This window comes from Corynebacterium sp. Marseille-Q4381, assembly GCF_036881695.1.
GTDB lineage: Bacteria > Actinomycetota > Actinomycetes > Mycobacteriales > Mycobacteriaceae > Corynebacterium.
On record NZ_JBAJNR010000008.1, the window covers coordinates 63,194 to 76,749 of the forward strand.

13 protein-coding genes and 1 riboswitch are annotated in these 13,556 nt (G+C 65.0%); of the genes, 1 reads left to right on the plus strand and 12 read right to left on the minus strand.

Annotation, left to right across the window (positions count from 1 at the left end; translation table 11 throughout):
- Positions 1-59 precede the first annotated feature (59 nt).
- Positions 60-1,301, plus strand: a complete 1,242-nt coding sequence (locus tag V6D40_RS08130; RefSeq protein ID WP_334289857.1) for a protein kinase domain-containing protein — start codon at positions 60-62, stop codon at positions 1,299-1,301.
- Between the two features lie 15 nt (positions 1,302-1,316).
- Here V6D40_RS08130 and V6D40_RS08135 read toward each other — a convergent pair whose 3' ends face one another.
- The 12 genes from V6D40_RS08135 to ctaE form a co-directional block, all read right to left on the minus strand.
- Complete coding sequence (locus V6D40_RS08135) at positions 1,317-2,705, minus strand: class II 3-deoxy-7-phosphoheptulonate synthase (RefSeq protein ID WP_334289858.1); 1,389 nt, start codon at positions 2,703-2,705, stop codon at positions 1,317-1,319.
- A gap of 22 nt (positions 2,706-2,727) precedes the next feature.
- Positions 2,728-3,258: a polyadenylate-specific 3'-exoribonuclease AS gene (locus V6D40_RS08140; protein ID WP_334289859.1), complete on the minus strand. Its 531-nt coding sequence runs from the start codon at positions 3,256-3,258 to the stop codon at positions 2,728-2,730.
- A 5-nt stretch (positions 3,259-3,263) separates the two neighbouring features.
- The gene (locus V6D40_RS08145; RefSeq protein WP_334289860.1) at positions 3,264-3,473 is read right to left on the minus strand and encodes a hypothetical protein; all 210 of its coding nucleotides are present in this window, start codon (positions 3,471-3,473) and stop codon (positions 3,264-3,266) included.
- Entirely contained in the window at positions 3,466-4,242 is a 777-nt protein-coding gene (locus tag V6D40_RS08150) for a lysophospholipid acyltransferase family protein (RefSeq protein ID WP_334289861.1), read from the minus strand. Before V6D40_RS08150 ends, V6D40_RS08145 begins: the two co-directional genes overlap by 8 nt.
- Before the next feature lie 34 nt (positions 4,243-4,276).
- Complete coding sequence (locus tag V6D40_RS08155; protein ID WP_334289862.1) at positions 4,277-5,248, minus strand: ROK family protein; 972 nt, start codon at positions 5,246-5,248, stop codon at positions 4,277-4,279.
- A gap of 11 nt (positions 5,249-5,259) precedes the next feature.
- A complete protein-coding gene (locus V6D40_RS08160) occupies positions 5,260-6,387 on the minus strand; it encodes a glycosyltransferase family 4 protein (protein WP_334289863.1) in 1,128 nt (375 codons plus the stop codon).
- Positions 6,388-6,394: 7 nt separating this feature from the next.
- On the minus strand, positions 6,395-7,429 hold the full coding sequence (locus V6D40_RS08165) for an NlpC/P60 family protein (RefSeq protein WP_442891905.1): 1,035 nt from the start codon (positions 7,427-7,429) through the stop codon (positions 6,395-6,397).
- A gap of 223 nt (positions 7,430-7,652) precedes the next feature.
- Positions 7,653-8,408: a C40 family peptidase gene (locus V6D40_RS08170; RefSeq protein WP_442891906.1), complete on the minus strand. Its 756-nt coding sequence runs from the start codon at positions 8,406-8,408 to the stop codon at positions 7,653-7,655.
- A riboswitch (cyclic di-AMP (ydaO/yuaA leader) is annotated at positions 8,406-8,619 on the minus strand. (Overlaps the previous gene by 3 nt.)
- Positions 8,620-8,965: 346 nt before the next feature.
- The gene (gene qcrB / locus V6D40_RS08175) at positions 8,966-10,591 is read right to left on the minus strand and encodes a cytochrome bc1 complex cytochrome b subunit (protein WP_334289865.1); all 1,626 of its coding nucleotides are present in this window, start codon (positions 10,589-10,591) and stop codon (positions 8,966-8,968) included.
- Positions 10,591-11,811, minus strand: a complete 1,221-nt coding sequence (gene qcrA / locus V6D40_RS08180; RefSeq protein ID WP_334289866.1) for a cytochrome bc1 complex Rieske iron-sulfur subunit — start codon at positions 11,809-11,811, stop codon at positions 10,591-10,593. Before qcrA ends, qcrB begins: the two co-directional genes overlap by 1 nt.
- Entirely contained in the window at positions 11,808-12,656 is an 849-nt protein-coding gene (qcrC, locus tag V6D40_RS08185) for a cytochrome bc1 complex diheme cytochrome c subunit (protein WP_334289867.1), read from the minus strand. The genes qcrA and qcrC overlap by 4 nt, the downstream gene beginning before the upstream one ends.
- Before the next feature lie 50 nt (positions 12,657-12,706).
- Entirely contained in the window at positions 12,707-13,327 is a 621-nt protein-coding gene (ctaE, locus tag V6D40_RS08190; RefSeq protein WP_334289868.1) for an aa3-type cytochrome oxidase subunit III, read from the minus strand.
- Positions 13,328-13,556 lie beyond the last annotated feature (229 nt).

The window sequence follows — 13,556 nt, forward strand, 5'->3', positions numbered from 1 at the left end:
TACTGCCCTTGTCGCGGGCGCTGTTGGCCAACACCGCGGCGGGTGATCATACTGGTTGCATGCGTTTGGCAGTGGGCGATTCCTTGGAGGGCCGGTACATCATCGACCGCCCCATCGCGCGCGGCGGGATGGCCACGGTGTACCGCTGCGTTGACACCAGGCTGGGCCGCGAGGTGGCGGCGAAGGTGATGCACGAGCAGTACGTGCACGACCCGGTGTTCTCGGAGCGGTTCCGGCGCGAAGCACGGGCAATGGCGCAACTCAGTCACCCCAACCTGGTCAACGTCTACGACTTTTCCGCCGACGGCGACACGATCTTTCTCATCATGGAGTTGATTACCGGGGGCACGCTGCGCGAGCTTCTCGACGAGCGCGGCCCCATGCCTGCGCACGCCGCCGCCTCCGTGATGCGCGGCATGCTCACGGGCCTGTCTGTGGCGCACGCGAAGGGCCTGATTCACCGGGACATCAAGCCGGACAACGTGCTAATCAACGCCGACCACCGGGTCAAGCTCGCCGACTTCGGCCTGGTGCGCGCCGCCTCCGACGCGACGCACTCCACCGACCAGATCGTGGGCACGGTGGCCTACCTCTCCCCCGAGCAAGTCGACGGGACGCACCTGACGGCCGCATCCGACGTCTACTCCGCCGGCATCGTCTTCTTCGAACTGCTGACCGGCCGCACGCCGTTCCACGGCGACTCCCCGCTCGCCCACGCCTACGCTCGCCTCCACCACGACGTAGCGGCGCCGTCGTCGCTGATTGCTGGGGTGCCGAAGCTTTTCGACGAGCTCGTAGCCACAGCCACCGCGCGCCGCCCGGAAGACCGCTTCCGCGACGCCCGCGAGTTCCTCGGCGCGCTCGACGATGTCGCTGATGCGCTCCAGCTGCCCGCCTACACCGTCCCGGTGCCGCGCAACTCCGCGGCGAACCGCGCCGCGGCCGTGCCGACGAGCTTCGGCACCCTGAACGGGCCGTCCCGCAAGGTGGAGCCGCGGGTGGAGCCGCGCGCAAGCCAGCAGCGGCTCTTCCCCGATCAGACACAGGAGGTGCGGTATGAGCCAGCGCCACCTGCGCGCAGGCAACCTCAGCCTGCGCCGCGCCCCCAACTCGAGGCCCCCGCTTCGCCGGGCGCTGTGCCTGCGGAACGCCCGCGCATCAACCCGGTGACGAACCGGGGTGGCATCGGGCTGGCGCTGTTTGTCGCCGTTTCCATCGCAGCACTCGCCGCGGTGCTCGTGGGCGCCTGGTGGTTCGGCTCCGGGCTGTACGGGATGTTCCCGCCGATCCTCGCCGGCTAGGTTCACCCCGAAGCGTTAGTAGCGGAGCATCTCCGCGACGAGGAACGCGAGTTCCAGCGCTTGTTCGGTGTTCAGGCGCGGGTCAACAGCAGACTCGTAGCGGCCCGGCAGGTCGACGTCGGTGATGTCCTGCGCGCCGCCGAGGCACTCAGTGACGTTCTCGCCGGTCGCCTCAACGTGGATGCCGCCCGGGTGGGTGCCCAACTCGCGGTGCACTTCGAAGAAGCCCTGCACCTCGTCGATGATCTTGTCGAAGTGGCGGGTCTTGTACCCGTTGGAGGCGGTGAAGGTGTTGCCGTGCATCGGGTCGGACTGCCAGACCACCTTGTGGCCCGACGCTTCGACGGCCTTGACAATGCCCGGCAGCACCGAGCGGATGTTGTCGTGGCCCATGCGGGTGATCATGGTCAACCGGCCCGGCTCGCGGTTCGGGTCGATCTTGTCGGCGTACGCCACCGCCTCTTCCGGCGTGGTGGAGGGGCCGAGCTTGATGCCCACCGGGTTGTCGATGAGCGCCGCGAAGTTGACGTGGAAGTCGTCGATGCCGCGGGTGCGCTCGCCGATCCACAGCTGGTGCGCGGAGAGGTCGTAGAGCTTGGTCTCGCCGCGCTCGTTCTCAGCGAGACGCAGCATCGCGCGCTCGTAGTCCACCAAAAGCGCCTCGTGGGAGGCGTAGAACTCGGAGCTGCGCAGGTTCTCGTCGTTCACGCCGCAGGCGTCCATGAACGCGAGCGAGCGCGAAATCTCGCGGCCGAGCGCTTCGTAGCGCGCGCCTGCCGGGGAGTTGGCGACGAACTCGCGGTTCCAGTCGTTGATATGGTGCAGGTCGGCGGTGCCGGAGGAGACGAGCGCACGCACCAAGTTCATCGCGGCCGAAGAGTTCGCGTACGCGCGGACCATGCGGGCCGGGTCGTGGCGGCGGGACTCCTCGGTCGGCTCCACGCCGTTGACGATGTCGCCGCGGTAGTTCAGAAGACCGTTGGAGTCGCGGTCGGAAGAACGCGGTTTCGCGTACTGGCCGGCGATGCGGCCGATCTTGACCACCGGCAGGGATGCGCCGTAGGTCAGCACCGCGGCCATCTGCAGCAGGGTGCGGATGTTGGCGCGGATGTGCGGTTCGGTGTTGGACTCGAACGTCTCCGCGCAGTCGCCTCCCTGGAGGAGGAAGGCTTTGCCCAGCGCGACGTCGGCAAGCTTGGCTTTGAGCTCCTCAACCTCCGGCGCCAGCACGACCGGCGGGACAGACTCGAGGATCTTGCGGACCGCGTTCGCCGCGTCCTGGTCCCAGGACGGCTGCTGCTTCGCGTCGCGGGCCAGCACGTCGAGCCAGCGCTGATTCAGGTCCCCCGGCATCGGCGGGAGATCGGGCAGCACGTCTTTGGGGATGTCGATTGTCCAACTCACAGCTCTATTCCTACCACACAATTCATCGGGCGGAATGGTTGTTCCGCATAGTGGACACCTTGCCGTTGCGGTCAAGCGGCAAAGCTTCAGCGCAGGCGCGGTACTTCTTGAGGTTGTGGCGCGCATCCACCAGCGCGTCGTGGTTGCCGTCTGGCAGTCGCGGCAAGCGCGGGCGGCCCGCCATGATCCAGTATTGCTTGAGCTCGCGGGTGTACCGCGGCAACTCGCGCGGCAAGCCCTGCATGTCGCCCCAAAGCTGGGCGAAAACGACGTGGTCGTAGGCGCCGACCCACGCCCACAGCTCAGGTTCGGGGCGGGAGGTGAGGAAGGCGAAGAGCTCGTCGCGGATGACCCCAAGTGACTTCCACGCCGGGTTGTGCGCCGGCGGCAGCTTGTCGAGCACGTTCTCGCGCACCCACTCGTTCGCCGCAGCTGCGTCGAACTCGGTGGAGACGGCGTAGTACTCCCTGCCGTCCTCGGCCACGACGCCGATGGAGATCAACTCAATAGTGGAGCCGTCCTCGATGAACTCAGTGTCGTAGAAGTACTTCACTGCCCTTACCGCTTCTGCTCTTCCCGGATTTCCTTGATCTCCGCGCGGGTCGAAGGAGTATGCTCGCCGCGGCGCGGCCAGAACATGACAACAGCCACCGCGACCACGGCGAGCGGGGCCGCGATCTCGTTGTGGAACTCGAGCCGCGACGCCACAAGGTAGGCCGCAACGATAACTACAACAGCAGCGATGCGGGTAACCAGATCCCTATCCACGGGTGCCCTCCTTCCCGACCGGCGCGGTTTCCAGGTCACCGCCCGGCTCAGCGCCTTCGGGGTACGTGCCCGTCTTATCCAGCGACTTCTTCACGTCGGTGGCGTACATGTCGACGTAGGGGTAGCCGGACAGCTCGGACAGCTTGCGCATGCAGTAGTCGGTGAAGGGGCGCGCGACCTCGCGCGAGTGCGGGTCGTAGCCGTTGTCGCGGGCCCACTGGTGCGGGTCAATCTGCTCGCTCAAGTGGATCTTCACCTTGGCGGGGCGCGGAACGGTCGTCCCGATCGGGTTCGCGTCGCGCGAGCCGACCATGGCGACCAAGACAACAGGCGCACCAGTGGCCATGGCGATGCGCGCCATGCCGGTGCGGCCTTTGTAAATGCGACCGTCCGGCGAGCGGGTGCCCTCGGGATAGATGCCGAACACGTCGCCGTCAGCAAGCACCTTCTCCGCGGCTTCCTGCAGCGCGTCGCCAGCTGTGGAGCTGGAGCGGTCCACCGGGATCTGACCCACCGAGGAGAAGAAGAACTTCTGAATGCGCCCGCTTATCCCCGGAGAGGTGAAGTACTCCTTCTTCGCCGGGAACTGGATTTGCCTGCGCATCATCAACGGCAGGTAGAAGGAATCCATCACCGCTTGGTGGTTGGACACCAAGATCACCGGCCCCTCGTCCGGCACGTGCTCGCTTCCGGTGATCGTCGGGCGGTTGTACACCAGAAGCGGCGGGCCGAGGATCGCTTTGAAGAAGGAGTACCACTTGTTCTGCATTGGAAACGCTCCTTGTGCCTTTCTTTCGCGACCCCTAGGCCAGCAGGGTGCGGGCCAAATCAGCTACGCCGATCATACCTGCCTGGGGTCCCAGCTCCGCCCGCAGCACCTCGGGCACGGGCCGGTAGCCGGAGCCCACCATGTTCGCCGCCATCTCCGCGCGGGCCTGGTCTAAATAGAGGTCTGCGTCGGCACTGACTCCCCCGCCGAGCACGATCAGCGCGGGGTCCAACACGTCGGCGACGATGGAAAGTCCCCTGCCTAGCCAGGTGGCGAAGCTGTCGAGGGCGGCCACACCTAACTTGTCTCCGCGGCGCGCAGCCTCCATCACGTCGTGACCGTCCGCTCGCTTGTCCACCACCTTGCGGTAGAGCGCGCAGTCGGTGAACGCACCGTGGGTGGCTTTCTCAATCGCGCAGTCGATCAGTGACGTGCCGGAGGCGTAGCGCTCGAGGCAGCCCTTCTTGCCGCACGAGCACACGCGCCCGCCGGGGACGACGGTGATGTGCCCGAACTCCGGCGCGGTGCCGAAAGAGCCGCGGTAGATCTCCCCGCGGTGCATCAAGGTGGCTCCGATGCCCGTGCCCACGGCGAAGAACACCCACGTCTCGGCGTCGCGCGCCGCCCCGTACCGGTACTCGCCCCAGGCGGCGGCGTTCGCGTCGTGCTCAAGCCGCACCGGCAGCCCGATCGCGTCCTCAAGCTCCGTGCGCACCGGCCGGTCGTCGCGCCACGGCAAGTGCGGAGCAAACCGGACAATCTCGCACTCCGGGTCGAGGAAACCCGCAATGGCCAGGCCCACTGCCTCGACCGGGTAGTCGGCCCGCAGATTCTCGACCGTCTCCACGATCGCGCGGTCTAAGTCGTCCGCCGCGTGAGGTGTTTCTGTGGAGCGCACGTGCACAACAGTGCCGTCCGCGTCGACCACCGCGGCGCGCATATTCGTGCCGCCGATATCGAAGCCTACGGTCAATGGCGAAGGTGACGGCGTGGATGGCAGGGTCATAGCAGAACACATTACGCACGGAGCGCGTCGACGAGGCGATCGCCCAGCACCGACCACGAGTAGTTCGAAGCGACGTGGGCGCGGCCGGCGGAGCCCATGCGGTTTGAGGGGGCGTGATCAAGCAACCTGCTCAACGCGTCCGCCAGCCCTGCTGTGTCCCTCCCCCCGACCACCACACCGGTTTCCGGCGTGACCGTCTCGGGTGCGCCGCCAGAGGTGCCTGCGATGACCGGCACCTCGCAGGCCTGCGCTTCGAGGTAGACAATACCCAAGCCCTCGACGTCGAGCCCGCCGCCGCGGGTGCGCGCGGGCATGGCAAAGACGTCCGCTGAGGCGACAATGTCGCGCAGCAGATCGCGCTCGACCTTGCCCGTGAAGTGCACCCCGTCGACCCCACGCGCCATGCGCTGAAGTCTGCCGCGGTACGGTCCGTCGCCGACAATGACCAGCTGCGCACCCGGCACCCGCTCGCGCACCGTCGGCAGCGCGCGAATCAGCTGGTCTTGACCCTTCCGGGCCACCAGGCGCGAGGCGCACACCACAAGCGGCGCTTCGCCTACCCCCAAAAGATCGCGGGTAGCACTGCGCCTTTGCTTGTCGACGGGGCGAAAATACCCCACATCCACCCCCGACGGCAGCGCCACATACTCAGGCCCCGCACCGAACGCCGGCCGCAGCCTCCTCAAAGTGTATTCGGAGATGTACGTCACCACGTCGGCGCTGTTGCCGATGCGGCGCAGCGCCTGCCGAGCCCCCGGCAGCATCGACCACCCCACTTCGTGGCCGTGGGTCGTAGCGACAACGCGGCGCGCGCCCGCCCTTTTCGCCGCCGCGCCCAGAAGCCCGAGCGGCGCCGCCGCACCGAACCAGACCGTGTCGATGCCGTAGTCGGCGATCAACTCGCTCATCCGGCGCGCTGTCGCTGGCGTGGGCAGCATGACGTTGCGTGGCCAGCGGACAACGGTGTACGGCTGCTCGGCGTCGAAGGCGGCGGCCTCACGGGCGTCTTGCGTGGAGGCGAACACGACGATCGAGTCCGCGCCCTCGCGGGCGACCACCTCAGCGGCGAAGTCGCGCAGATACGATTGAATCCCGCCCACGGTGGGCGGGAAATCGTTCGTGACCAGAAGCGTTGTCATCGGCCGGCTAGTAGCGCACCGCCCCAGTGATCGGCATCGAGTTGTACGGCACCACCTGAATTGGAATCCCGTAGTCGGAGGAGTGAACAATCATGCCGTCTCCGATGTACATGCCCACGTGTGTGGTGCCCGGGAAGTAGCCGATAATGTCGCCCGGCTGCAGGTCGCCCAGGGACACCGGTGTGCCGCCGGCAAGCTGCGCCTGTGAGGTGCGCGGAATGGCAACACCGTTCTGGGCGTACGCGTACACCATCAGCCCCGAGCAGTCGAACTGGTTCGGGCCGGTCGCTCCCCAGCCGTAGGGTTTGCCCAGCTGTGCCAGCGCCGCGGAGACCACGCCGGTGCCAGTGCCGGAGAGCACCATCCCTGCGGTGTCGACCGGATTGTCTTTGTTCACCCATCGGGCGCGGGCTTCAGGCGCAAGCCCGTCAACGCGAGCCTCGATGTCGTGCACCCGCTTGTCCAAGTCCTCGCGCTCACGCTCGAGCACACTGCGCTTCTTATCTAGTTCCTCGCGCTGGCGGCGGGCCTCATCGGCGGCGCGGTTAGCGGCGTCGGACCGCTCGGACGCGTCGCGGCTCGCAGCGTTGAGGTTGTCGATCGTGCGGCCAGCGTTACGCGACAGCGCTCCCAAGTATGCCGCGCGGTCAATTGCAGCCTGCGGGCTACCGGACTCAAGCGTGTTGAGGAGGAGCTCCGACTGCGTGTTGCGGTAGCGCGACTGGGCAATCCCGTTGACGTTCTGCTGGAACCCCTGGCGAGCGCCGCTAGCGCGCTCCACGTCGCCGCGCGCAAGGTCCGCCTGGTGGTTCAGATCGTCGACGCGGTGCTGCGCCGCCGCGATCTCGTCCTCCAGCTTCTTGATCTCCTCGACCTTGGCGGTCGCGTCGTGCGAGATGGAGTCGAGCTCCGCGATGAGGTCGTCCACCTCATCCGCGCCCGCAGGCGGGCTCACTACCGGTGCCCAAACAGCCGCTGCAGCCGCAATTGCTGCCGTGTACCGGAGGCCCGAAACCGCCCTGCGCCGCGAATGCTTTCCCACGCCCATAACTCCCGTTGTTACTGCGCCTTTACAAAACCGTTACCACTATAGCGCTGGCCGCAACCCCCGCCAACCCGCCTTCGGCACCCAAGAAAACCTGGTGAACTGCAGTGATAGCAGAGAAGGGTGGGACAAACGGGAAACTACGCGCGGGGCGGCAAAAGTGAAAGGCCCAGCCCCAGTGGGCTAGGCCTATCGTGCCCGCGTCAGCGGGAAAGCTACTCTAGTAGAAGCGGAAAGCGGAGTGAACCGGCATCATGTGCAGCGAGCGGTAGCCCACCGGAATGCCAGAGTTCAACGCGTCGATGATCTGGCCGTTGCCGACGTAGATCGCCACGTGGGAAGCGCCGCCGTAGTAGGCGACAATGTCGCCCGGCTGCAACTGGTCAAGCGGAACGCGGTAGCCGGCTGCAGCCTGCGCCTGGGAGGTGCGCGGGATGGAGATACCTGCCTGGGAGTAGACCCAGGAGGTGAAGCCGGAGCAGTCGAACGCGTTCGGGCCGGCAGCGCCGTAGACGTACGGAGCGCCAACCTTGGAGCGTGCAATGTCAGCGATCTGCTGACCCTTGTTCACTGCAGGCGCCGGGGCCGGCGCGGCGTAAGCCTGAGCCTGGGCAGCTGCCGGTGCGGGAGCCTGCTGCGCCTCGACGTTGTTCAGGAAGTTGTTGAAGCTCGGGACGTTGGCGACACCCGGCAGGGCGCGGGCAGCCTGGACAGCTGCGTTGACGTCAGCGTTCGAGGTCTGGCCTGCGAGAGAGGGAACCCACTGCTCGATGCCCGGGATAGCGGCGATGCCCGGAACGGACTCGATGCCAGGAACCTCAACTGCGATCGGGGTGTTCGGAACGCGAACCTCGGCCGCCTCAGCGGTCGGGGCCATCATGGTTGCGCCTGCAACGACGGCGGTTGCTGCTGCGACGGTGCGTGCAGCGGTGTTGTTGTCCTGGCGACGGTGCTTAGCCACGAAAGTGTTCTCCATATCAATCTCTGCGCCTACCGGGTTAGCTGACGGGTTGGGCTCGAGACAGCCCTAGCGCGCTCCGCAGCGCGATTACCATCGCGCCGTCCTCGCGGCCATTCACCCCAGGGGCGAAACGGTATCGACCGTTTCCGTATGGGCCCCCGGCTCCCCTCTTTCTCTCCGCTGCGGTGTTGCACCTCGAGCGAGTGGGACTCGGCGTCATATGTTGTTGTTTCGTACCTTGCGTCAACGTTCGTTATCGCAATGTCTCGAGAAGATTACAAAACGGCAACAGCGATGTCCATTTCCCACGCCGTTATCTTTTCGTTACAAGACAAAGTTACCCCAATTCGGGGTGCGCGGCATGTGGCCACTTCACCACCGGGCGATACGGACGCGGTCTAAAAATGGCCGCTACCTGGACACACTCAGATGCTCGCGCCCAGTCCCCCGCCACGGTGGTTGAGACTGGCACCGAAATCGTCCTCCGGCGTGATCTCCATCTCTTAACCGTTTTGTGACATAACGAAAGCCCCTCCCGCGAAGGAAGGGGCTTGTCGCTGGACTAGGAAAGCCTAGTCGCGCGGAGTTGCGTCACGATCGGTGAGGTGCTTCGTCTCCTCGAGACGGCGCAGGGTCTCAATCTCCTCGTGGTGGTACTCGTCCGCAACGTCGCGCACGCGCTCGGTAACACCGATCTCAGCCGGGGAGAAGGCGCCGATCGTCTCGGCGTCCGCGAAACCGAGCTGGTTGAGCTGCTTCGGCACCGGAGCGCCTGCGTACTCGAGCGGCACCGGGTGACCGTGCTCGTCCACCGGGCCGAGCGGCTGGTGGATCTCGACGAAGGCGCCGTTCGGCAGCTTCTTGATCACACCGGTCTCGATACCGTGCTCCAGGACCTCGCGGTCGGAGCGCTGGAGGCCAACGCAGATGCGGTAGGTGATGAAGTACGCCAGCGGCGGCAGGACAATCAGACCGATGCGGCCGAACCAGGTCATCGCGTTCAGCGAGATCTGGAAGAAGTGCGCCACGTGGTCGTTACCGCCGGAGATGGTCAGCAGCATGAAGAACACGATGCCCATGACACCCAGACCCGTGCGGGCCGGAACGTCGCGTGGTCGCTGCAGCAGGTTGTGGTGAGCATCGTCGCCGGTGACCTTCTTTTCAATGAACGGGTAGGTCAGCAAGACGATCACCATGACCAGCGCCATCAGGGCGACCCAGAAGGCGCCCGGAATGGTGTAGCGGCCGAGGTAGAGCTCCCACGCCGGCATGACACGGGCGGCACCGTCAGTCCAGAGCATGTAGACGTCCGGCTGGGAACCAGCAGAAACCTGCGACGGGTTGTAGGGGCCAAGGTTCCAGATCGCGTTGATCGAGGTTAGGCCCGCCATGCCCGCGAGGACTGCGAAGACGATCAGCATGAAGCCGATAGCCTTCACTGCGAAGACCGGGAGGATGCGGATGCCGATGACGTTGTTCTCGGTGCGGCCCGGGCCCGGGAACTGGGTGTGCTTCTGGAACCAGACCATGAGCAGGTGGCCGGCGATCAGCGCGAGGATGATGCCCGGCAGCACAAGCACGTGCAGGATGTAGAAGCGGTCCAGCATCAGGTCGGACGGGAAGTCGCCGCCGAAGATGGCCCAGTGGATCCAGGTGCCGATGATAGGCACGGACAGAATAATCGCGGACATGATTCGCAGGCCGACGCCGGAGAGCAGGTCGTCCGGCAGCGAGTAGCCCATGAAGCCCTCGATCATGCCGAGCAGGATCAGGGTGACACCGATAACCCAGTTCGCCTCGCGCGGGCGGCGGAATGCGCCGGTGAAGAAGATGCGCATCATGTGGGCGAACATGGACATCATGAACATCAGCGCGGCCCAGTGGTGCATCTGACGAACGAACAGGCCGCCGCGGACGTCGAAGGAGAGGTCCAGCGCGGTGGCGTAGGCGCGAGACATCTCGACGCCGTTGAGAGGCAGGTACGCACCGTCGTAAATCACCTTGGTGATCGACGGGTCGAAAAACAGTGCCAAGTACACACCGGTAAGAAGCAGGATGATGAAGCTGTACAGCGCCATTTCACCCAGCATGAACGACCAGTGGCTCGGGAATACTTTGTTCAGCTGCGGGCGGAGGAAGCCTGCGCCCGAGTAGCGCGAATCAGCGTTGTCCGCGGCTTTTGCGAGTCTCGTGCTCATTAGGATTGACGCTCCCAGAATGCCGGGCCAACGGGTTCGATGAAGTTGCCGTTGGCGATGAGGTAACCTTCTTCGTCAATTGACACCGGCAGCTGCGGAAGCGCGCGGGCGGCGGGGCCGAAGATCGGCTTACCGTGCTGCAGCGCGTCGAACTGCGACTGGTGGCAAGGACACAGGATTCGGTTGGTCTGCGCCTCGTACAGCGAGGTCGGGCAACCAATGTGGGTACAAATCTTCGAGTAGGCGTAGTAGTCGCCGTAGTGGAAGTCCTCCTGACCCTCGCGCTCGATGACGCGCTTGGCGTCCTGCGAGCGCAGGCGAATCAGCATGACCGCGTTGCGCGGACCGTGGATGGAGTGCATGTGGTGCTCGTAGACGTCGCGCTTCGGATCGTAGAGGTTGCCGTCGTTGACGTCCTCTTCGTAAAGCGGGAACACGGTCTCCATGGCAGCAGCCGCCAGGTCCTCCGGGCGCATGCGGACGAGTCGGGACACGCCGGCGGTGGTGTAGTGCTCGCCGGTGACGCCGGAGTGGCGCTCAGCGATCGCGCCGGTGTCGCGGCCGAGGTAAACCTTCACGCCCTTGTCCTGGATGGTCCAGCCGTGAGTCCACAGAGTGCCGTCGCCGTGGTAGTCAAGCTCGTGGCGCGGACGCCACGGGTTCTTGATCAAACCACCGAGCGGAGCAATGACGACCAAACCGGAGAGCACAGCAGCGGTGCCGAGGAGGCCCTTTATCGCGGAGCGGCGCCCCAGTGTCGAGGTCTCCCAAGCGTCGTTCAAAAGCGCTGTGGTAGTACGGCGGTCGAGCTCGGAGGAGCGGCCGTCGTGGCGGCGCTGCACCGAAATCTCTTCCGGGATGAACTTCTTCACGTACTGGATGACGGCGATACCCAGAGCGCCAAAGCTCAGCATCGCGGTCAGGCCGAGAAGCGGGGTGTACAGGGTGTACGTCCACAAGCCCTCGTCACCGTGGAACTTCGGCTCCCACGGCCAGAACAGGTAAATGCCAAGGAAGGCGAGCGCGGCGATGACCGAGACAACCAGCCAAGTGATGACGCCGGCGGCAGCTGCCTTCTCGTGGGGATCACCCTCGACCGGGAAGCGCTCCTTGCGGTAGGCGACGGTAACGTCGTCGAGCTCGGTGCCGAGTGCGGCGAGCTCCGCATTGTTCATGCGGTCGAGCTCTTCTGTCGTGTAATTCTTCTTCACTTCACTCATGAACGGGATCCAATCCAAATAGCAGCGGCGGCCACGAGGGTCACACCGATCATCCACATCGCCATACCCTCAGAGACCGGGCCGAGACCGCCGAGGCTCCAGCCGCCCGGGCTCGGGGTTTCCTTGGAGGACTTGATGAAGGCGATGATGTCCTTCTTCTCGTCAGCGGACAGCTGGCGGTCGGAGAACTTCGGCATGTTCTGCGGGCCGGTCAGCATCGCCTGGTAGATCTCCTGCTCATTGGCGGGATCCAGCACGGGCGCGTACTTACCGGAAGAAAGTGCGCCGCCGCGGCCGGTAAAGCTGTGGCAGGACGCGCAGTTCAGCCGGAACAGCTCGCCGCCGCGCGCGACATCGGCAGCCTGGATCTGGCCGTCGTAGTTCTTGCCGCGCAGCTCCTCCATCGCAATAGAGCCGTCTTCGTTGTACACCAGCGCCGGGCCGCCGCCGTTGGCTGCGACGTACGCGGCCAGAGCGAGAGCCTGGGACTCGGTGTAGCGCGGGCGCTTACGCTCTGCCTGCGCGTCGTTGGACATCATCGGCATTCGGCCGGAGTTCACCTGGAAGTACACGGCGCCTTCGCCGGTACCGATCAGGGACGGGCCGCGGTCCTCAACGCCCTGCAGGTTCGCGCCGTGGCAGGTGATGCAAGCAACGTCGTAGATGTCCTTGCCTTCCTGGATCATCGCCTGCTCGTCGCGCTGGGCGTTGGCGACCTGAGCGTTCGGCGCGAGAGCGGAGGCGAGGAAACCTGCACCGGTCAGACCCAAGGTAAGCGCTGCGGCACCGGCGACGGTGCGCTGCGTCTTGCGACGGCTGCGCATCTTTTTAGGTGTGTTTTCCATCTTGTTTCCTTAATAGAAAAGTTTCAGATTCAGTTCCGGATCAGCCGGTGTTACTGGACGATGTACAGCGTGATGAACACGCCAACCCAGATGACGTCAACGAAGTGCCAGTAGTAGGACGTCGCCATGGCGGCCGTTGCCTGCGCCGGGGTGAACTTCGACTTGGCCACGCGCAGCATCACCACAACGAACGCGATGATGCCGGCGGTCACGTGCGCCATGTGGAAGCCGGTGATGATGTAGAACATCGAGCCGTAGACGCTGGCCTGAATGGTCACGCCGGCGTGGATCATCTCGGACCACTCGAACGCGACGAGACCCAAGAAGATCACGCCGAGCAGAATGGTCACGCCGAACCACTTGCGCAGCCCGAACACGTCTCCCCGCTCAGCGGCGAAAACGCCCATCTGCGAAGTCACAGAGGACGTCAGCAGCACGACCGTAATGATCGTGCCAAAGAGAACATTGAGGTGCGCGGTCTGGTTGTCCCAGTCACCTGCGGTCAGGCCGTTCGCTCGCGACACGAAGTACATCGCGAACAAGCCGGCGAAGAACATCAACTCTTGGGCGAGGAACGCAATCGTGCCAACGCTGACGATGTTTGGTCGGTTCAGCGCTGCGACGCGATCTTGCGGTGTCGCCATACCTTGGTTAGAAATTGCGGTCGTCACGGGTGTGATTATCCCCCCTCGCGCCCGTAAAGTCACCTCGTATACCCCCGAAAGTTTTCTGGGTAGAGGGGCACAACCTGCCACTTTCGGCGCCGCCGCGGTGCTTGCGAAATTTTTCGAAACTAACGGGAACTTTTCTTACCCCGTTTCCGACCGCTATCGCTGCAGGTCAGTTGGCGGCGCTTCCGCGAGCCGCGGAGAATTCCCGGGTCCAAGCATCCGGCGCGAA

What these genes read in the sequence shown, in the direction of transcription:
- V6D40_RS08130 (WP_334289857.1), top strand. Translation starts at nt 60, where the DNA reads ATGCGTTTGGCAGTGGGCGATTCCTTGGAGGGCCGGTACATCATCGAC.
- V6D40_RS08150 (WP_334289861.1), bottom strand. Translation starts at nt 4,242, where the DNA reads ATGCAGAACAAGTGGTACTCCTTCTTCAAAGCGATCCTCGGCCCGCCG.
- V6D40_RS08155 (WP_334289862.1), bottom strand. Translation starts at nt 5,248, where the DNA reads ATGACCCTGCCATCCACGCCGTCACCTTCGCCATTGACCGTAGGCTTC.
- V6D40_RS08160 (WP_334289863.1), bottom strand. Translation starts at nt 6,387, where the DNA reads ATGACAACGCTTCTGGTCACGAACGATTTCCCGCCCACCGTGGGCGGG.
- V6D40_RS08170 (WP_442891906.1), bottom strand. Translation starts at nt 8,408, where the DNA reads ATGGAGAACACTTTCGTGGCTAAGCACCGTCGCCAGGACAACAACACC.
- qcrB (WP_334289865.1), bottom strand. Translation starts at nt 10,591, where the DNA reads ATGAGCACGAGACTCGCAAAAGCCGCGGACAACGCTGATTCGCGCTAC.
- qcrA (WP_334289866.1), bottom strand. Translation starts at nt 11,811, where the DNA reads ATGAGTGAAGTGAAGAAGAATTACACGACAGAAGAGCTCGACCGCATG.
- qcrC (WP_334289867.1), bottom strand. Translation starts at nt 12,656, where the DNA reads ATGGAAAACACACCTAAAAAGATGCGCAGCCGTCGCAAGACGCAGCGC.